Source organism: Flavobacterium pectinovorum, assembly GCF_022802975.1.
Classification (GTDB): domain Bacteria; phylum Bacteroidota; class Bacteroidia; order Flavobacteriales; family Flavobacteriaceae; genus Flavobacterium; species Flavobacterium pectinovorum_B.
Window position 1 is genome coordinate 309710 of the sequence record NZ_JAFEVZ010000001.1, and the last position, 19243, is coordinate 328952.

16 protein-coding genes and 4 tRNA genes are annotated in these 19243 nt (G+C 33.5%); 19 read left to right on the plus strand and 1 reads right to left on the minus strand.

Going from position 1 to position 19243, the window contains the following annotated elements:
• Positions 1-90: 90 nt before the first annotated feature.
• The 6 genes from FLV_RS01285 to FLV_RS01310 all read left to right on the plus strand — a co-directional run bounded on the left by FLV_RS01285 (position 91) and on the right by FLV_RS01310 (position 10514).
• The gene (locus FLV_RS01285) at positions 91-5193 is read left to right on the plus strand and encodes a translocation/assembly module TamB (RefSeq protein ID WP_243230227.1); all 5103 of its coding nucleotides are present in this window, start codon (positions 91-93) and stop codon (positions 5191-5193) included.
• A 19-nt stretch (positions 5194-5212) separates the two neighbouring features.
• Complete coding sequence (locus FLV_RS01290) at positions 5213-7495, plus strand: BamA/TamA family outer membrane protein (protein ID WP_410745946.1); 2283 nt, start codon at positions 5213-5215, stop codon at positions 7493-7495.
• Positions 7496-7598: 103 nt separating this feature from the next.
• Positions 7599-8369, plus strand: coding sequence for a Fic family protein (locus FLV_RS01295; RefSeq protein ID WP_243230231.1), 771 nt, complete (start codon positions 7599-7601; stop codon positions 8367-8369).
• An 18-nt stretch (positions 8370-8387) separates the two neighbouring features.
• Positions 8388-8870 (plus strand): 3'-5' exonuclease, encoded by a 483-nt coding sequence (locus FLV_RS01300; RefSeq protein ID WP_243230232.1) that lies wholly within the window; start codon positions 8388-8390, stop codon positions 8868-8870.
• A 90-nt stretch (positions 8871-8960) separates the two neighbouring features.
• Positions 8961-10232, plus strand: a complete 1272-nt coding sequence (locus tag FLV_RS01305) for a DUF2851 family protein (RefSeq protein ID WP_243230233.1) — start codon at positions 8961-8963, stop codon at positions 10230-10232.
• Positions 10233-10286: 54 nt separating this feature from the next.
• Entirely contained in the window at positions 10287-10514 is a 228-nt protein-coding gene (locus tag FLV_RS01310) for a PspC domain-containing protein (RefSeq protein ID WP_163410578.1), read from the plus strand.
• An 81-nt stretch (positions 10515-10595) separates the two neighbouring features.
• Here the strand turns inward: FLV_RS01310 and FLV_RS01315 are convergent, their stop codons facing one another.
• Positions 10596-12047 (minus strand): amino acid permease, encoded by a 1452-nt coding sequence (locus FLV_RS01315; protein ID WP_243230234.1) that lies wholly within the window; start codon positions 12045-12047, stop codon positions 10596-10598.
• A 253-nt stretch (positions 12048-12300) separates the two neighbouring features.
• On the opposite strand from FLV_RS01315, the gene FLV_RS01320 reads away from it, so the two are divergent.
• From FLV_RS01320 to rplK, 13 genes are all read left to right on the plus strand, one after another.
• The gene (locus FLV_RS01320) at positions 12301-13185 is read left to right on the plus strand and encodes a ComEA family DNA-binding protein (RefSeq protein ID WP_243230235.1); all 885 of its coding nucleotides are present in this window, start codon (positions 12301-12303) and stop codon (positions 13183-13185) included.
• Between the two features lie 13 nt (positions 13186-13198).
• On the plus strand, positions 13199-14341 hold the full coding sequence (locus FLV_RS01325) for an acyl-CoA dehydrogenase family protein (RefSeq protein ID WP_243230236.1): 1143 nt from the start codon (positions 13199-13201) through the stop codon (positions 14339-14341).
• A gap of 172 nt (positions 14342-14513) precedes the next feature.
• Positions 14514-14708, plus strand: coding sequence for a 30S ribosomal protein S21 (gene rpsU, locus FLV_RS01330; protein WP_035684969.1), 195 nt, complete (start codon positions 14514-14516; stop codon positions 14706-14708).
• A gap of 116 nt (positions 14709-14824) precedes the next feature.
• Entirely contained in the window at positions 14825-15715 is an 891-nt protein-coding gene (locus tag FLV_RS01335) for a tyrosine-type recombinase/integrase (RefSeq protein WP_243230237.1), read from the plus strand.
• Positions 15716-15749: 34 nt separating this feature from the next.
• A complete protein-coding gene (hpf, locus tag FLV_RS01340) occupies positions 15750-16052 on the plus strand; it encodes a ribosome hibernation-promoting factor, HPF/YfiA family (protein ID WP_243230239.1) in 303 nt (100 codons plus the stop codon).
• Positions 16053-16143: 91 nt separating this feature from the next.
• A tRNA-Thr gene (locus FLV_RS01345) sits at positions 16144-16217 on the plus strand.
• Between the two features lie 119 nt (positions 16218-16336).
• Positions 16337-16417, plus strand: a tRNA-Tyr gene (locus FLV_RS01350).
• Positions 16418-16510: 93 nt separating this feature from the next.
• Positions 16511-16582 (plus strand) — tRNA-Thr (locus FLV_RS01355).
• Between the two features lie 53 nt (positions 16583-16635).
• Positions 16636-17823 (plus strand): elongation factor Tu, encoded by a 1188-nt coding sequence (gene tuf / locus FLV_RS01360; protein WP_007807448.1) that lies wholly within the window; start codon positions 16636-16638, stop codon positions 17821-17823.
• Positions 17824-17883: 60 nt separating this feature from the next.
• Positions 17884-17954, plus strand: a tRNA-Trp gene (locus FLV_RS01365).
• 19 nt (positions 17955-17973) lie between these two features.
• On the plus strand, positions 17974-18171 hold the full coding sequence (secE, locus tag FLV_RS01370) for a preprotein translocase subunit SecE (RefSeq protein ID WP_008466927.1): 198 nt from the start codon (positions 17974-17976) through the stop codon (positions 18169-18171).
• A gap of 10 nt (positions 18172-18181) precedes the next feature.
• Positions 18182-18733 carry a transcription termination/antitermination protein NusG gene (nusG, locus tag FLV_RS01375; RefSeq protein WP_012024012.1) on the plus strand — a complete coding sequence of 184 codons (552 nt, stop codon included), beginning with the start codon at positions 18182-18184 and terminating at the stop codon, positions 18731-18733.
• A gap of 69 nt (positions 18734-18802) precedes the next feature.
• Positions 18803-19240, plus strand: a complete 438-nt coding sequence (gene rplK / locus FLV_RS01380) for a 50S ribosomal protein L11 (RefSeq protein WP_110308668.1) — start codon at positions 18803-18805, stop codon at positions 19238-19240.
• Positions 19241-19243: the final 3 nt, after the last annotated feature.

Here is a 19243-nt window from a genome sequence, read left to right on the forward strand (position 1 = left end):
AATTGTTAAAGTGTAAAAATTTACATTTTTGTAAAATCTATAATTCTGCTTTATAGAAACTGCAATTAATCTAATGTGTTTTATTAACGTATGAATAAAAAGACCATTCATTATTTAAAAAAAACACTGCGTATTCTGTTATGGTGCGTGGGTTCTGTGGTTGCGCTTTTATTACTTCTTATTATTTTAATTCAGGTTTCGTCAGTTCAGAATTTTGTTAAGGACAAAGCGGTAAGCTATCTGCATAAAAAAATCAAAACGAAAGTTTCTTTAGATCATATTTCGATAAAATTCCCAAAAGATGTAGTGCTGGAAGGTTTTTACTTTGAAGATCAAAAAAAGGATACACTATTGGCAGGAAAACAATTAGAAGTTGACGTTGATTTATTCAAATTGGTAAGCAGTGAGCTCGAAATCAATTCGGTTTCCCTTGAAAATGTAAAAGCGAATATTTCACGAAACAAAGACGGCGTTTTTAATTTTGATTACATTATAAAAGCGTTTGAATCTAAAGAACCAAAAGCGGAAGATCCTGACAGCAAGCCTTTCAAAATATCCGTTGTAAAAGTAAATCTGGATAATGTTAAATTCAATTTTAAAGATGATTTTTCTAAAAACAATATTCGCGTAAACCTGACGCATTTTGATACGAATTTTAAGAAATTCGATTTGGATAAAATGGATTTTAATATCCCGAATATAAATCTGAATGGATTAAAATTGGTTTTAGATCAGGATGTTGTAGAGAAAATTGCTGAAGTTTCGATGAAAACCGTAGATACAATTTCGAAGCGAAAAGATTTTAATTTGGATCTCGGAAAAATTAGTCTCTCAAAAATTGATATTTTATACGATAATAAAGATTCAAAACTGAATTCAGGAATTCGTTTGGGCAATCTGAATTTATCGGTAAACAAAATTGATTTAAATAAACAGCTATTAGATTTTGAAACTTTCGAACTTAAAAATTTAAGCGGAAATTTAAGATTAGGTGTCAAAGACAAACAAATTCAGACTCCGAATTTAGATTCAACTGCTATTAAACAATCGGGCTGGAAAGTCAAATTAAAAGAAACCAATATAGAAAATGTTGCTTTTAAATTTGATGATATGCAGTCAAAACTACTTTTAAAAGGAATTGATTACAGTCATTTAGATTTACAGAAATTCAATCTTAAAGCAGAGAAATTATATTATGGAAATGATACGATTTCGGGAAATATAAAATCACTTGCGGCGAATGAAAAAAGCGGTTTGAATATTCAGTCTTTAAAAACTGATTTTTTCTACGGACCAAAAACGGCTTATCTGAACAATTTATATTTAAAAACACCGCAGACACTTCTTCAGAATAAAGTTAAAGTAGAGTACCAATCACTTGAAGCGCTTCAAAAAGATATTGCTAATTTATCAATCGATGCTAATTTAAAAGATTCCAAAATTGGTTTCAAAGACATTTTACTTTTTGTACCTGATCTGCAAAAGGCAAATCCGTTTAAAAGTAATCCAAATGCTGTTTTGGCTATCAATGCTCGTGTGAACGGGAAAGTAAAAGATTTGGATATTTCACAGTTTGAAATGAGCGGAATCGGGACAACAAGAGTTTCGCTTTCCGGAAAAATAAAAGGGCTTCCTGATGCTCAAAAAGCCTATTACGATTTGAATATCAAAAGGATTTCGAGTACTTCAAAAGATATTTATGCGTTTGTCCCGGCGGGTACAATTCCTGCGACTATTCAAATTCCTTCGCAGCTAAATTTACAAGGAAAATTCAAAGGTTCAGTTCAGAATTTCAAAACAAACTTGGCTTTAAACAGTAGTTTTGGAAATGTAAAAGTCGATGCTTTATTTGATCAGCGTATTAAAAAAAGAGAGAAATATGATGCAACCGTTTATTTAATGAATTTTGATTTAGGCAGATTAATTAAAAATGATTCAATAGGAAAAATTACGCTTAAAGCGAAAGTAAAAGGAAATGGTTTAGATCCAAAAACGGCAAATGCAGCAATTGACGGATTAGTTCAAAAAGCGGTTTTTAACCGATATACTTATAAAGATTTAGCCTTAAAAGGAAATATCGCAAACGGATCTTTTGCCATAAAATCCGGAATGAAAGATCCAAATTTGAATTTTGATTTGACTGCAAGCGGGAATACGCAGAAAAAATATCCTTCAATAAAATTAAAAATGAATCTGGATATTGCCGATTTGGAAAAGTTGAATCTTCATGCGGGACCAATGAAACTAAGAGGAAATATAGATGCTGATGTGGCTGATAGCAATCCCGATTTTTTAAATGGAAAAGTATTTCTGTCCAACATTCAGATCTTGCAGGACAATGAACCAATTGTTTTAGATTCGGTTCGCGTAATTGCTTTTTCAGATAACACGCGAAACAATATTAAAATTTCATCTCAGTTTATAAAAGCTGAAGTTGATGGAAAATACAAATTGACAACTTTGACATCGGCAATAAAAAAATCATTGTCTAAATATATTGATCTGAAAAATCCGAAAGTGAACGGAGAATCAGACGAGCAAAGACTGGCTTTCACCATTTCTGTTGATAATGACCCGATTTTGTTTAAACTGATTCCGAAACTGACAGGTTTGGAGCCTCTTAAAATTACCGGAAAATATAATAATGTAACCGATTCTTTAGAAATAAAAGGAACCATTCCGAGAATTGTTTACGCAGAAAATACAATTGCTGATGGAAAAATAAATATTGAGGCTAAAGAAAATGCATTGGAATATTTGATTTCTGTTGCTACAATTGAAAGCGGTTCGTTGAAAATCCCGTTTACAAGCTTATCAGGAAAAGTAGAAAATAATATTTTGGATTATGCACTCGAAGTAAAAGATGCAAAAGACAAACAACAGTATTTCGTTGGCGGTGAATTTAAGGCCGAAGATTCAAAAAATATCTTCAAAATCGATGCAGAAAATTTCGTTTTAAATTATGAGAAGTGGAATATCGATCCTGAAAATGCAGTTGAATTGGGTAAAAATCAATTGTATGTCAACAAATTTTTTCTGGAAAATGCAGGCAATGAATTAAAGATTCAGTCGCAGGGAACTCAGAATAATGCTCCGATTCAGGTTGATTTTGCCAATTTCAAAATAGAAACCATCATGAATATTGTCAAAAAAGACAAATTGCTGATGCAGGGTTTGATTAACGGAAACGCAGTGGTCGAAAATGTAATGACAAATCCAACTTTTACTTCTGATCTAAAAATTGATGATTTTACTTTTAAAGGCGAAAAAGTAGGCGATTTAGAAATAAAAGTAGACAATAAAACAGCCAATTTGCTTGCCGCCAACGTTCAGCTGAGTGACGAAGGAAATGATGTGAATCTTACAGGTGATTATGCAATTACAGCAGGAACTTTTGATTTTGATGTTGCAATAAATAAACTCAATATAAAAAGTATCCAGGGTTTCAGTATGGATAACATTTCTGACGGAACCGGTTATTTGTCAGGAAATTTTAAAATTCAGGGTACTGCCGCTGCGCCTAAAATTAATGGAGAACTTAATTTTAATGATGCCGCTTTCAGAGTTACACAGCTAAATTCTTATTTTAAAACAAATCAGGAAAAAATCACTTTTGATAATGGTACCATCACTTTTGACAAGTTTACGTTTCAGGATGAGAACGATAACGAATTGTCACTTGATGGTACAATTCAGTCACCTGATTTTAGGAAATATAATTTTGGATTAACCATTACTGCTGACGATTTTAGAGCGATACATTCTAAAGCCGCTGACAATGATTTGTTTTACGGAGATTTGTTTTTGGATACCAAACTAAATGTAAAAGGAACATTAGAAAATCCTGTGATTGGCGGTACTATTAAAGTAAATAAAGAAACAAAGTTTACGGTCGTTTTACCGCAGTCAGATCCTTCAATTGCTGATAGAGAAGGTATTGTAGAATTTGTTGACGAAGACAATCAATATTTGAGACAAACTGCTGAAATGGAGAAAAAACTAAATCAGGCCCAATTAATTGGAATGGATGTCAGCGTTGCTATTTCGATTGATAAAGAAGCAGAACTTACCCTGATTATCGATAAAGGAAACGGTGATTACCTGAATCTGAAAGGTGAAGCACAATTGACAGGTGGAATTGATCCTTCGGGAAAAACAACTTTGACAGGTAAGTATGAATTTACAGGCGGAGCCTATGAAATGAATTTCAACATGATTCGTCGAAAATTTAATATTCAAAAGGGCAGTTCTATTATATGGAACGGTGAGCCGACAATGGCAAGTTTGAATATTACGGCAATTTATAATGTGAATACCGCACCGATTGATTTGCTTGGAAATCAGTTAGGGGATAAATCTCCGGCCGAAAAAAATACTTATAAACAAAAAATACCGTTTGAGACACATTTAAAAATGAATGGCGAATTATTAAAGCCCGAAATCACTTTTGATATTGTACTTCCGGAAGGTAATTATGGGGTTTCTTCGAATGTTGTAGACATGGCCCGTACAAAACTGGAACAATTGAGACAAGAGCCGGCTGAGTTGAATAAACAGGTTTTTGCACTTTTATTACTGAACAGATTTATTGGCGAAAATCCATTTGCGAGCGAAAGCGGCGGTACAAATGCAGAATCGTTGGCCAGACAAAGTGTGAGTAAAATACTTTCGCAGCAATTGAATGACTTTGCAGGAGAATTAATCAGTGGTGTTCAATTGGAATTTGATTTGGAATCCACCGAAGATTACACCACCGGAACCATGGAAAACAGAACCGATTTGAATGTTGGTGTTTCTAAAAAACTTTTAGATGATCGTTTGAAAGTAACTGTTGGAAGCAGTTTTGCGGTCGAAGGCCAGGAACGTGCCAACGAGGAAAGTACCAATATTGCCGGTGATGTGGCGCTAGATTATCAGCTTACCAAAGACGGCCGATATATGCTTCGGGCTTATAGAAAAAATCAATATCAGGTAGCGGTAGAAGGTCAGGTAATCGAAACCGGAATAGCTTTTATAATTACGATGAGTTACAATAAATTCCGTGAACTTTTTCATCGAAGTGCCAAAGAAAAAGAAATAATACAAGAAGAAAGACTTCGAAAGGAAAGAAAAAAACAGAAGGACAAAGAAGCAAAGGAAAAAGAGGATTTACAGGAAGAAAATCAAATCGAAGGAAATGAAATTAAGACATAAAAATAGGAGAAACTGCTATATGAAATATTGTGTTGCGTTATCGATATTTTTTGTTTTTGGATGCAGCAATACCAAATATTTGCCGGAAGGAGAACTATTGTACACGGGCGGTTCTGTAAAAGTTGAAGATTCAGTTATTAAAAAGAAAGATCGTAAAGCATTAGAAAAAGAACTGGAAGGACTCCTTCGTCCAAAACCCAATAAACAATTTTTGGGGCTTCGTCCGAAATTATGGATTTACAATATTGCCGGTCAACCTAAAAAAGAAAAAGGATTCAGATATTGGCTTCGAACAAAAGTAGGCGAAGAACCTGTACTCTTTAGCAAAGTCGATTTAGATTATAATGCTTCCGTTTTAAGAAATTTTACCGAAAACAAAGGCTATTTCAAAACCCGGATAAGCGCTGATTCTACAGTTCGAAACAAGAGAGCCACGGCAGAATATATTGTAGTGCCCAAAAAACAATACATCATTAAAAGCGTTACTTTTCCGGATGATTCATTGGCAATGTCCAGAATTATTGGACGATCAAGCCGAAGAAGTTTATTGAAAGTTGGAAATCCTTATGATCTGGATCTCATAAAAGCCGAAAGAGAACGAATCGACGCAAGACTGAAAGAACGCGGCTATTACTATTTTAATCCCGATTATATTTTAGCAAAAGTAGATAGCAGCAAAGGCGATCATGAAGTAAAAATCAGACTGGTAATCAAAGACGATGCACCACCAAAAGCGCTTACCTCTTATAAAATTGATAAAATTTTTGTTTATCCAAATTTCTCCATTTCAAAAGACAGTGTAAAATACAAGCCCGAAGATGTGGTGCAGTACAAAGATTTTACAATTATTGACACGGCAGATACATTTAAACCAAGAGTTTTTGACCGAACAATATATTTTAAAAAAGGGGATTTGTACAACCGAAAAGACCATAATCTGACTTTAAACCGATTTGTAAATCTGGGTACATTTAGTTTTGTAAAAAATGAATTTAAACCTTCAGATAGTTTGCCAAAGACCTTAGATTCTTATTATTATCTGACGCTTTTGCCGAAGAAATTTATTAGAGTGGAGGTTTTGGGAAAAACAAATTCGGCAAGTTATACCGGAACTGAAATTAATGTTAATTGGAACAACAGGAATTTATTCAGAGGTGCCGAATTATTGACAGTTTCTGTTTTTGGCGGAGCCGATTTTCAGCTTTCAGGAGCGAATAATGGCAAAAATATTTACAGATTAGGAACAGAAACGAGTTTAACCTGGCCAAGATTTATTGTGCCATTTTTTCATGTAGAAGGTTCCAGTGAATATATCCCAAGAACAAAAGCAGCTGTAAGATATGAATATCAAAATAGGACGCAATTGTATGCTTTAAATTCATTCAAAGGTTCATTTGGTTATTTGTGGAAAGAAAATGTTCGTAAAGAACATCAGCTTAACGTGTTTGATATTACTTATGTCAGTCCCAATCATGTCACACAAGAATATCTTGATGATATTAAAGAAGATGAGACATTAGGAAAAGTAATTGAAAAGCAATTGATTTTTGGGCCAACATATTCCTATACATTCACCAATACGATGCAGAAACGTAAAAAAAATACTTTTTACTTTAATGGAGAATTAGATTTGGCCGGAAATGTAACGGGTTTGATTTCAGGTGCAAATGTAAAAAAGAACGATACAAAAGAAATATTTGATGTTCCGTTTAGTCAATATGCGAAACTCAAAACTGATTTCAGACATTATTTGAAATTGAGTAAAGAAAGTGAATTGGCCAGTCGGATCATTGTAGGTCTTGGATTGCCATATGGAAATTCTGCTATTTTGCCAACATCTAAACAGTTTGTGGTGGGAGGAACAAATAGTATCAGGGCTTTTAGGGCGAGATCCATTGGCCCCGGAAGTTATTTCAATACAGTGACAACAAATAATTATCTGCCGGACCAATCAGGAGATTTAAAATTAGAATTCAGTACCGAATATCGAGCGAAGCTTTTTAGCATCGTAAGAGGAGCTGCATTTATTGATGCCGGAAATATTTGGCTTGTAAACGCAGATCCAAATAAACCCGGTGCGGAGTTTTCTAAAGATTTTATGAAAGAAATTGCGGTAGGTGCCGGAGTTGGTTTGCGATTTGATGTTTCTTTCTTTATTTTACGTACAGATTTAGCATTTCCACTCCGAAAACCTTATTTACCAGAAGGCGAGCGATGGGTAATTAAGGATATTGATTTTGGAAGCGGATCATGGAGAAAAGAAAATCTGATTTTAAATATTGCGATTGGTTATCCTTTTTAGAATTTTTGGGTATCTGTAAGTTTTCAATTGAAAATGAAGTTATTTAGATAAATAATTTTTCTCATTAATATAAACTTTATCTTTGTGTCATAACTGCTTTTTAATGAAAATAATTCCGGAAATACTTTTAGAAGAATATAAAAAAAACTTTCCTTTAGGATTAGAAGAAAAATTTGAAGCACTTTGTGATGCCGAAATTTCGAATAATTCGTTTAGTTTTTATACTTCTGTTGCTTCTGTGTTTTCCAGTAAAATAGAAGGAGAAGAAATAGAATTGAATTCTTATATAAATCATAAACGATTTGGCATAGAATTTTTACCTGATTATACTAAAAAAATAGACGATTTATATGATGCTTATTCTTTTGCTAAGTCCAATTTTTTAGATAAAAAAAATATTTCTGAGGCTCATAAATTACTAAGTAAAAATATTGTTGCAAAACAATTACAAGGCAAACATCGTATTCAGAATATGTTTATTACTACTGATGATGGTAAAATTGAATATGTTGCTACAATTCCGCAAGAAGTAAATGCTGAGATGAATAAGTTTTATGAAGATGTGGCACATTTATTAAAGATGAAATTGAGTTTCATTGAAGTTTTTTACTTTGCCAGCTTTCTTCATTTAGTTTTCGTTAAAATACATCCTTGGAATGATGGTAACGGACGGACTGGAAGATTACTTGAAAAATGGTTTTTATCTGAAAAGCTAGGAGAAAAAGCATGGTTTATTCAAAGTGAGAAAAATTATTATCAGAATCATCAATTATATTATAACAATTTAAGGATTTTGGGTTTCGAATATGAATCATTAGATTATTCGAAAGCACTGTCTTTTTTGAAAATGCTGCCTCAGTCTTTATTTTTGTAGATTAAAAATTACAACTCCATGACTTTTACCGCTATAGATTTTGAAACAGCAACAGCCTATCATCCATGTTCTGTTGGGATAGTGACTGTTGAAAACGGAATTATTACAGATGAGTTTGTTACTTTAATCAAACCACCCAATAATGAATATAATCCTTATACAATTCAGGTTCACGGGATATATCCGCGAGATACCATAAATGCAAAAACTTTTTTGCAGGTTTATCCCGAAATTGAAAAACGTTTAAAAAACAGGGTAGTAGTAGCGCATAACGAAAGTTTTGATCGTAATGTTTTAATTAAGACAATGGCTATTAATGGACTCCATTACGAAGATTTGAATATTGCCAACAGGTGGGAATGTACCGTAAAAATCTACAAGGCTAAAGGAATAAAACCCACAAAACTAAGTGATTGCTGCAGAGAAATGAAAATTCAGCTGAATCATCATGAAGCATTGTCTGATGCGAGAGCTTGTGCTAAATTATATTTAATGAAATGATTTTCTTTAATTTAACTTATTTTTTTGTAATATTAATACTATTTTTTGTACTTTTAAAATATTGTAAAAATCAATATAAAAGTCTAAAAAATGAAAGAAGATTTCCTTCATTATCTCTGGAAGTTTAAAAAATTTGACACTCTCAATTTGAAAACAGAAAATGAGGAAGATGTTACGATTATTAACACCGGAAATTATTTAGAAATTGCCGGACCTGATTTTTTTAATGCGCAGATAAAAATTGGAAACCAAAAATGGGCAGGAAATGTTGAAATGCATTTAAAAGCTTCAGACTGGTATTTACACCTTCATGAAAAAGATACAGCTTATGAAAATGTTATTTTGCATGTTGTCTGGGAATATGATGCAGATATTTACAGACAAAATAATACAGAAATTCCGGTATTGGTTTTAAAGAAATATGTGTCATCTGAAACGGTTTCAAATTATAATAATCTGAAGTCACCTAAATCATGGATATATTGCGAAAAACAAATTTCCCAAATTCAAGGATTTGTTTTTAAAAATTGGCAGGAACGTTTGTTTTTTGAGCGTTTGGAAAGAAAGTCACAAATTATTTATGATTTACTTAAAGAAACCAATCAGGATTGGGAAGCGGTTTTATTTTGTTTGTTAGCAAAGAATTTTGGATTAAATACTAACGGAAATTCATTTTTGCAATTGGCAAAAGCAATTCCGTTTTCAATTATTCGAAAAGAAAGTTTTGAAGCAGAAAATCTGGAAGCCTTATTTTTTGGAGCTTCAGGCTTATTAGATTTTGATAAAGAAGATGTTTATTTTAAGGACTTGAAATTTAGGTATTTTTATCTTTTGCATAAATATCAGATCGAAAAAATTTATGCAGAACCGGTCCATTTTTTTAAGCACCGCCCGGATAATTTCCCAACGATTCGTCTTTCGCAATTAGCAGGCTTATATCATCAGCATCAAAACTTATTTTCTAAAATTATTGAATTGAAATCTATTGATAGTATTTATAAAGTATTTAATATTTCAACCAGTTTATATTGGCAAAATCATTATCAATTTGACAAGGAAAGTACAAAGAAAACAAAATCATTATCTAATTCATTTATAGATTTATTGGTTATAAACACCATTATTCCTTTACAATTTGCTTATGCCAAAACTGTAGACGAATCAATTGCAGAAGATTTAATTTCGATTTTGAACGATATAAATCCAGAGAGAAACTCAATTATCGATAAATTTAAATCTTTTGGAATTTCTTCAGAAAATGCTTTTGAAACACAGTCTTTACTACAGCTTAAAAGTCAATATTGTGATGTTAACGGTTGTATGAAATGTGCAGTTGGGATAGAGTTGTTAAAAAACAATTAGAAAATAGGTTAACTGTATAATTTTGTATTTTTGTCCATAATTAATACTTAAAAGATGTCACTAATTTTAAAATTGAAATTCTTTTTCGAAAAATACGGTTTTCATGTTTCATCCAGATTAGCAGATAAACTGGGAATGCGTGTAACCAGTGTACGATTATTTTTTATTTACATTTCATTTGTTACAGCTGGTTTGGGTTTTGGAGTTTATCTGACTTTAGCTTTTTGGATTAGGCTGAAAGATTTAATTCGGGCAAAACGAACATCCGTTTTTGACTTGTAATTTAGTTAAAACATAAAAAAAGGATCAGAAAGTAAATTGTTTACTTCTGATCCTTTTTTGTTTTTTATTATATGGAAAAATTTATTCTCCTGTATTGTTTAATTTACTATTTTTCTTTCCGTAAATAAAGTAAATAGCTACTCCCAAAGCCATCCAGATTACAAGTCTTGCCCAGCTTTCATTAGGCAATGAATACATTAATGCCAAACAAATTATGATTCCTGCAATTGGAACAAAAGGAACTAGAGGTGTTCTAAATGATCTTGGAGCGTCAGGCATTCTTTTACGCATTACCATAACCCCAATACAAACCAATACGAACGCCAATAAAGTCCCAATACTTACCATGTGTCCTAAATCACTTACCGGAACAAGTCCTGCAAATAAACTTACAAAAACTAAGAAGAAAAGATTTGTTTTCCAGGGAGTACGGAATTTTGGGTGAATTGAACTAAAAAACGGAGGTAATAAACCGTCTTTACTCATGGTATAAAACACACGACTTTGTCCCATTAGCATTACCAGCATTACAGAAGTGTAACCTGCTAAAATTGCTACGATTAAACCTGTTTGTAAAAAGTCATATCCTGTTTTCGCAAATGCAGTGGCAGCTGGTTTTGCATCTCCGGCAAATTCTTTATAATTAACAAGACCAGTCATTACATGAGCAAAGAATACATATAATAAAGTACAGATTACTAATGAGCCTAAAATACCAATTGGCATTCCTTTTTGTGGGTTTTTTGCTTCTTGAGCAGCTGTGGATACTGCATCAAAGCCAATAAAAGCAAAAAATACTGTTCCCGCACCTGCTGCAATTCCTGACCATCCAAATTCGCCAAAAACGCCAGTGTTTTCTGGGATGTAAGGAGTATAATTAGAGGTGTCAATAAAACTCCATCCAAGAGCAATGAAAATAATAACAACTGCAACTTTTACCACAACTAAAAAGTTATTTAGCGATGCCGATTCTTTTGTTCCTCTTATCAATAATAATGATAATAGAGATACTATAAAGATAGCAGGTAAATTTATTATTCCGCCATCTACAACTGTTCCGTCACTTAATTTAAGAGATTCCCAAGGCGAACATATAAATTCGTGAGGGAGATGTATTCCATATTTATTGAGTAATTCTAATAAATAACGAGACCAACTAACACCAACTGTGGCGGCTCCAAGAGCGTATTCTAAAACTAAATCCCAGCCAATTATCCAAGCCATGAATTCTCCCATCGTAGCATAAGAATAGGTGTAAGCACTACCTGCAACTGGAATCATCGATGCAAATTCAGCATAACAGAGTCCTGCAAAAGCACAACCAACAGCTGCTAAAATAAAAGAAAGTGTAACGGCTGGCCCGGCATGTTCTGCAGCTGCAATTCCTGTTAACGAGAATAATCCGGCTCCAATAATGGCTCCAACTCCAAGTGCAACAAGAGACCTCGAAGATAGGGTTCTTTTTAAGCCTTTTTCAGATTCGGATGCTTCGTCAAGCAATACCGAAAGTGGTTTAGTTTTCCAAATTGACATATAATTATATTGGTTTATTGTTATTAAGCTCCAAATGTATTGTTTTTTATAAAAAATAAAAACAATTATGCTGTTTTAAGTTATAAAATATTTAATTTTTAGAAGGAAACGATAAGAAAAGTTTGGTGTCATCTGAAATGTATTACGTTTTCAGCAAATAATAATTAGGAGTAATGTTTTTTATAAAAAATAAAATATTAGGTATTTTTCCTAATAAATTTATATTTTTATGATTAAAAAATAGTGTTCAAAAATGAAATTTAGAAATACAGCCTCCTATTTTAGCTTCACAAACCAACAACGGAAAGGAATTTTTTTTCTTCTGATTATAATTATTGGACTGCAATTGTTTTGTTTTTTTTCTGATTTTAGTCAAACTGAAAAAAATCATCCCGAAAAGGAACAATGGCTGGCTCTGCAATCTGAAGTTGATTCATTAAAAGCAATTAAATATAATGAAAAGCCCAAAATCTATTCTTTTAACCCAAATTTCATTTCAGATTATAAAGGATATAAATTAGGAATGTCAGTTCAGGAAATTGATAGATTGTTTGCTTATAGAAAAGAGAATAAATACGTCAATTCAGCTGAAGAGTTTCAAAAAGTGACTAAGATTTCAGATTCTTTATTAGCGGTCATTTCTCCCTATTTTAAATTTCCAAATTGGATTCAGAACAAAAGGAATTTTAAAACTTATGCTAAGAGATATGAATCAAAATCATTTAAAAAAGAAAATATCATAGTTTTAGATATTAATCAGGCGAGTAAGGAAGATTTTATGAAAATTAATGGAATCGGGGAAGGTTTATCACAGCGAATTTTAAAACAAAAAGAAAGTTTGGAGGCTTTTGTTTCAATGGAACAAATAAATGATGTTTGGGGGCTTTCTGAGGAAGTTGTGCTTGAATTGAAAAAGCATTTTAAGATTTCGTCTTTTCCGAAAATTAAAAAAATCCCTGTAAATGATGCGTCTTTAAAGGAATTGTCTCAATTTCCGTATTTTAGATATGCTTTAGCAAAACAGATTGTAACCTACAGGAGTATGAAGGGAGATATTAAAAATATTGAGGATTTGATAAATATTAAAGGCTTTCCTGTTGAAAAAGCAAATATAATTGGTTTATATTTGGAGTTCTAAAAACAGATTACAAATGAATTTTGATTATAATGAAATGCAATCTATGATTGCCCAGTCTATAAAAGATTTTGCTGAAAAAAATATAAGACCTTATATAATGGAATGGGATGAAGCACAAATTTTTCCAGTTCCATTGTTTAAAAAGTTAGGAGAAATGGGTTTTATGGGGGTTTTGGTGCCCGAAGAATATGGAGGATCTGGTTTAGGATATCATGAATACATTACAGTAGTCGAAGAAATTTCAAAAGTAGATCCATCGATTGGATTGTCGGTTGCAGCACATAATTCATTGTGTACAAATCATATTTTGACTTTCGGAAATGAAGAACAAAAGAAAAAATGGTTGCCAAAATTAGCAACTGCAGAGCATATCGGGGCATGGGGATTAACTGAACATAATACAGGTTCTGATGCTGGAGGGATGAATACAACAGCTGTTAAAGAGGGTGATTTCTGGATTGTAAACGGCGCAAAAAACTTTATAACACATGCGATTTCAGGAGATATTGCTGTTGTAGTGGTTCGTACCGGAGAAAAAGGAGATTCAAAAGGTATGACAGCCTTTGTATTTGAAAAAGGGATGCCAGGATTTACTTCAGGAAAGAAAGAAAATAAATTAGGAATGCGTGCCAGCGAAACTGCTGAACTGGTTTTTGATAACTGTAGGGTTCCGGATGCAAATAGATTGGGTGAAGTAGGTCAGGGTTTCGTTCAGGCGATGAAAATACTGGATGGTGGGAGAATTTCAATAGGAGCATTATCGCTTGGAATTGCAAAAGGTGCGTACGAAGCAGCTTTAAAATATTCAAAAGAAAGGCATCAGTTTGGTCAGCCAATTAGTAGTTTTCAGGGGATTTCATTTAAACTGGCTGATATGGCGACAGAAATAGAGGCTTCAGAATTGTTGCTACACAAAGCAGCTTTCTTAAAGCAACAGCACAAACCGGTTACAACTCTGGGTGCAATGGCAAAAATGTATGCGTCTGAGGCCTGTGTAAAAATCGCCAATGAAGCCATTCAGATTCACGGAGGATATGGCTATACAAAGGATTTTCCGGTAGAGAAATTTTACAGGGATGCTAAATTATGTACCATTGGTGAAGGAACGACTGAAATTCAAAAATTAGTTATTTCAAGGAACTTGCTAAAAGAATAGATTATAGAGGATTGTAAAATGTAAAAGATAAGAGGTACGTTGGATATTTCGCTTAGTAAACAGCTCACTTTTTACAGTTTTATATTTCACCTAAAAAAAATCACAATTTATAATTCATAATTCATAATTAATACATACTTTTGCAGCCTTAACGAGAGGAGGTGTCTATATTATGTTAATTATACCAATTAAAGACGGAGAAAATATCGATAGAGCATTAAAGCGCTATAAAAGAAAATTTGATAAAACAGGAACTGTTCGTCAATTAAGAGCACGTACTGCTTTTATTAAGCCTTCTGTTATCAAAAGAGCTCAAATTCAAAAAGCGGCTTACATTCAAAACTTGAGAGATAGTTTAGAAAGTTAATATTAAGCTTTTAAAAATAATTACCGTTAGTTATCAATTTTGATGCTAACGGTTTTTTTATGCTTAATTTTGAGGTGTGTTAGTAAGTGTTTTTTATTTATAGAAAGGATTTTAATATGAAATCAAATAAGGAAGCATTTCGTGATTATCTTCAATTGGAGAAAAAATATTCTCCTCATACGGTTAATGCGTATTTAAATGATGTTTCATTTTTTGAGATGTTTAATGAGGCTAATTTTGGTCAGAAAGGTATTGAGGGGGTGAATTATAGTCAGGTTAGGAGTTGGATTGTTTCGTTAGTTGACGAAGGTGTTTCAAATGTTTCGGTTAATAGGAAGATGGCTTCTTTAAAGTCTTTTTATAGATTTCTTTTGAAGACAAAACAAATAGAGGTTAGTCCAATGTTGAAACATAGGTCGTTGAAGATTCCTAAAGTTGTTCAGGTTCCTTTTTCTGAAAAAGAACTTGCGGATTTAATGAGGGTTGTAGGTAATCCTGTTGGTTTTGTAGAAATTCGTGACAGGCTTATTGTGGATATGTTTTATACAACAGGGATGCGTAGGGCGGAGCTTATAGGGTTGTTGGTAAAGGGTGTTGATTTGTCTTCGGGTGTTTTGAAGGTTTTGGGAAAGAGAAATAAGGAGAGGATTATTCCGATTTTGCCAATCATTGCAGTACAAATTGAGTGTTATTTGAAAGAACGGGAGCGAGTTGGTGGAATAGGTGAGAATTATTTTTTTATTTCTCAAAAAGGGTTAAAATTGAGTGAATCTTTTGTGTATCGTTTAATAAATTCATACTTTAGTAGGGTCTCTGAAAAGGTAAAAAAGAGTCCGCATGTGCTTCGGCATACTTTTGCGACTCACTTATTGAATAACGGGGCAGATTTAAATTCAGTTAAAGAATTGTTAGGGCATTCTAGTTTGGCGTCTACGCAGGTTTATACTCATAATAGTTTAGCTGAGCTTAAAAAGGTATATGCTGGTGCGCATCCTAGAAGTGAATAATGATTCTGAAATGTTTAATCCTAAAATTAGTATTATGAAGGTAGATGTTCATGCTGTTAACTTTACTGTTGATAGAAAGTTGGTAGATTTTATTCAGGAAAGAATGGATAAGTTGGAAAAATATTACGATCGGGTTGTCTCGGCAGATGTTTTTTTAAAAGTTGAAAGAACAAGTGATAAAGAGAATAAGGTTGTTGAGATTAAGATTAATGTTCCTGGAGATGATTTTTTAGTTAAAAAACAATGTAAGACTTTTGAAGAAGCAGTTGAGCTTTCGGCTGAATCATTGGAACGTTTGCTGGTAAAAAGGAAAGAAAAGGTAAGAGCTCATATATAATTGAAATTTTTTTTCAAAAAATGTTTTGATACAAAGATAAAATAGCTACATTTGCAGTCCGTTAGAAATAGCGGACTTTTTTAATGCATTCGCCGATGTAGCTCAGCTGGCTAGAGCAGCTGATTTGTAATCAGCAGGTCGTGGGTTCGAGTCCCTCTATCGGCTCAGAAATATTTCAAATGCGATTTGAAATTTGCTCTTTTAAAATATTGAAAAACAATGATTTGTGGTTTTTAAATGTAGCTAGAGTAATTTAGTTTAAAATTTAAAAGTATAAATTATTAGGGGAGATACTCAAGCGGCCAACGAGGGCAGACTGTAAATCTGCTGTGTGAACTTCGCAGGTTCGAATCCTGCTCTCCCCACAAAAAAAAGAAGTTAAGGTTTTGGGCTGAAGGTTTTAGTTTTGAAAAAAAAAACAAAAATCTAAATTCAAAAATCTAAAATCAGAACTCTCTGCCGGTGTAGCTCAGGGGTAGAGTGCTTCCTTGGTAAGGAAGAGGTCTCGGGTTCAAATCCCGACATTGGCTCAAGTAAGTAGGAAATTGAATTAATATATAACTAAGATTAAAAATTAAGTAAAATGGCAAAGGAGAATTTTAATCGTTCCAAACCGCACTTAAACATAGGTACAATTGGACACGTGGATCACGGAAAAACTACATTAACTGCTGCAATTACAAAAGTATTGTCAGATGCTGGTTACTGTCAAGCAAAATCGTTTGATCAAATCGATAACGCTCCAGAGGAGAAAGAAAGAGGTATTACTATTAATACATCACACGTAGAGTATGAAACAGCTAACCGTCACTACGCTCACGTTGACTGTCCTGGTCACGCGGATTACGTAAAGAACATGGTTACTGGTGCTGCTCAAATGGACGGAGCTATCTTAGTAGTTGCTGCTACAGATGGTCCAATGCCACAAACTCGTGAGCACATCCTTTTAGGACGTCAGGTTGGTATTCCAAGAATCGTTGTTTTTATGAACAAAGTGGATATGGTTGATGATGCTGAGTTATTAGAGCTTGTTGAAATGGAAATTAGAGATTTATTATCTTTCTACGAATATGATGGAGATAATGGTCCTGTAGTTCAGGGTTCTGCTTTAGGAGGATTGAATAATGATCCTGCTTGGGTACCAAAAATCATTGAATTAATGGAAGCTGTTGATGCTTGGATCGAAGAGCCAGTGCGTGACGTTGCAAAACCATTCTTGATGCCGGTTGAAGATGTATTTACAATTACTGGTCGTGGAACTGTTGCTACAGGTCGTATCGAAACAGGTATTGCTAATACAGGAGATCCAGTTGAAATCATTGGTATGGGAGCTGATAAATTAACTTCTACTATTACAGGAGTTGAGATGTTCCGTAAAATCCTTGATAGAGGTGAAGCTGGAGATAACGTAGGTTTATTGTTAAGAGGTATTGATAAAGAATCTATCAAAAGAGGAATGGTTATCATTAAGCCAGGATCAGTAAAACCACACGCTACTTTCAAAGCTGAGGTTTATATCTTGAAAAAAGAAGAAGGTGGACGTCATACCCCATTCCATAATAACTACCGTCCACAGTTCTACGTACGTACAACTGACGTAACAGGAGTTATTACTTTACCAGAAGGAGTAGAGATGGTAATGCCAGGAGATAACTTAACTATCAATGTATCTTTATTAAGTCCAATCGCAATGAGCGTAGGTTTACGTTTTGCTATCCGTGAAGGAGGTAGAACTGTAGGTGCAGGTCAGGTTACTGAAATCGTAGGATAATCCTATAAAAATTATAAAAAGCCAGCTGATTTTCTTAACTGAAATCACTGGCTTTTAATTACGGGCGTAGTTCAAGGGTAGAATAGCGGTCTCCAAAACCGTTGATGGGGGTTCGAATCCCTCCGCCCGTGCAATAAAAAAATATATCAAATGACAAAAGTTACTAATTATTTATCAGAGGCTTTCGAAGAGTTAAAGTCAAATGTTACTTGGCCAGCTTGGGCTGAGGTTCAAAAATTGACAATTGTTGTGGCTGTATTTTCGATTCTATTTGCTTTGGCAACTTGGGGAGTAGACGAATTTTTTGCAAAAGCTTTGGCTGGATTTTTTAACTGGTTAAAAGGATAATTTTTTTGTGATGGCAGATAATAATGTGAAAAAATGGTATGTGGTTAGAGCTGTAAGCGGCCAGGAAAATAAGGTTAAAGCTTATATCGAAACTGAAATTGCCAGATTAGGTATGGAGGATTATGTTTCTCAGGTTTTGGTTCCTACTGAAAAAGTGGTAACTGTAAAAGAAGGGAAAAAAATGTCTAAGGATAAAGTTTATTTTCCTGGATATGTTATGATAGAGGCCAATTTAGTTGGTGAGATACCTCATATTATTAAGTCAATAACTAGTGTGATTGGTTTTTTAGGAGAAATTAAAGGTGGAGAGCCTGTTCCTTTGAGACTTTCTGAAGTAAATCGTATGTTAGGAAAAGTAGATGAGTTAGCTGTGAATACAGATACACGTTCTATTCCTTTCAGTTTAGGTGAAACTGTAAAAGTGATTGATGGTCCTTTTAATGGTTTTAATGGTACGGTTGAAAAAATTAATGAAGAAAAGCGTAAACTTGAGGTTATGGTTAAGATTTTCGGAAGAAAAACGCCATTAGAATTAAGTTTTATGCAAGTTGAAAAAGTATAATTTTTTGTTACATCTATAATATCCACCGTAATCGCTTCCAAATGATTATGGTGTTAAATTTTTTAAAAAATGGCTAAAGAAATTAGTAAGGTAGTTAAACTACAAGTTAAGGGAGGTGCTGCGAACCCGTCGCCACCGGTTGGACCTGCTTTAGGAGCTGCTGGGGTTAATATCATGGAGTTTTGTAAGCAATTTAATGCTAGAACTCAGGATAAACCTGGCAAAATTTGTCCAGTGCAAATCACTGTGTACAAAGACAAATCATTTGATTTTGTTGTTAAGACTCCTCCGGCTGCAGTACAGTTAATGGAAGCAGCAAAGCTAAAGTCTGGATCAGGTGAACCAAATCGTAAAAAAGTAGCTAGTGTTACTTGGGATGTTATCAAAGCAATTGCTGAAGATAAAATGGTAGATTTAAATGCATTCACAATCGAATCTGCAATGAGTATGATCGCTGGAACTGCTAGATCTATGGGTATAACTGTATCAGGAGATGCTCCTTTTTAATTA

Excerpts from the sequence above, each read along its gene's own strand:
- FLV_RS01285 (WP_243230227.1), top strand. The coding sequence starts at position 91 with ATGAATAAAAAGACCATTCATTATTTAAAAAAAACACTGCGTATTCTG.
- FLV_RS01290 (WP_410745946.1), top strand. The coding sequence starts at position 5,213 with ATGAAATATTGTGTTGCGTTATCGATATTTTTTGTTTTTGGATGCAGC.
- FLV_RS01295 (WP_243230231.1), top strand. The coding sequence starts at position 7,599 with ATGAAAATAATTCCGGAAATACTTTTAGAAGAATATAAAAAAAACTTT.
- FLV_RS01300 (WP_243230232.1), top strand. The coding sequence starts at position 8,388 with ATGACTTTTACCGCTATAGATTTTGAAACAGCAACAGCCTATCATCCA.
- FLV_RS01305 (WP_243230233.1), top strand. The coding sequence starts at position 8,961 with ATGAAAGAAGATTTCCTTCATTATCTCTGGAAGTTTAAAAAATTTGAC.
- FLV_RS01310 (WP_163410578.1), top strand. The coding sequence starts at position 10,287 with ATGTCACTAATTTTAAAATTGAAATTCTTTTTCGAAAAATACGGTTTT.
- FLV_RS01315 (WP_243230234.1), bottom strand. The coding sequence starts at position 12,047 with ATGTCAATTTGGAAAACTAAACCACTTTCGGTATTGCTTGACGAAGCA.
- FLV_RS01320 (WP_243230235.1), top strand. The coding sequence starts at position 12,301 with ATGAAATTTAGAAATACAGCCTCCTATTTTAGCTTCACAAACCAACAA.
- FLV_RS01325 (WP_243230236.1), top strand. The coding sequence starts at position 13,199 with ATGAATTTTGATTATAATGAAATGCAATCTATGATTGCCCAGTCTATA.
- rpsU (WP_035684969.1), top strand. The coding sequence starts at position 14,514 with ATGTTAATTATACCAATTAAAGACGGAGAAAATATCGATAGAGCATTA.
- FLV_RS01335 (WP_243230237.1), top strand. The coding sequence starts at position 14,825 with ATGAAATCAAATAAGGAAGCATTTCGTGATTATCTTCAATTGGAGAAA.
- hpf (WP_243230239.1), top strand. The coding sequence starts at position 15,750 with ATGAAGGTAGATGTTCATGCTGTTAACTTTACTGTTGATAGAAAGTTG.
- tuf (WP_007807448.1), top strand. The coding sequence starts at position 16,636 with ATGGCAAAGGAGAATTTTAATCGTTCCAAACCGCACTTAAACATAGGT.
- secE (WP_008466927.1), top strand. The coding sequence starts at position 17,974 with ATGACAAAAGTTACTAATTATTTATCAGAGGCTTTCGAAGAGTTAAAG.
- nusG (WP_012024012.1), top strand. The coding sequence starts at position 18,182 with ATGGCAGATAATAATGTGAAAAAATGGTATGTGGTTAGAGCTGTAAGC.
- rplK (WP_110308668.1), top strand. The coding sequence starts at position 18,803 with ATGGCTAAAGAAATTAGTAAGGTAGTTAAACTACAAGTTAAGGGAGGT.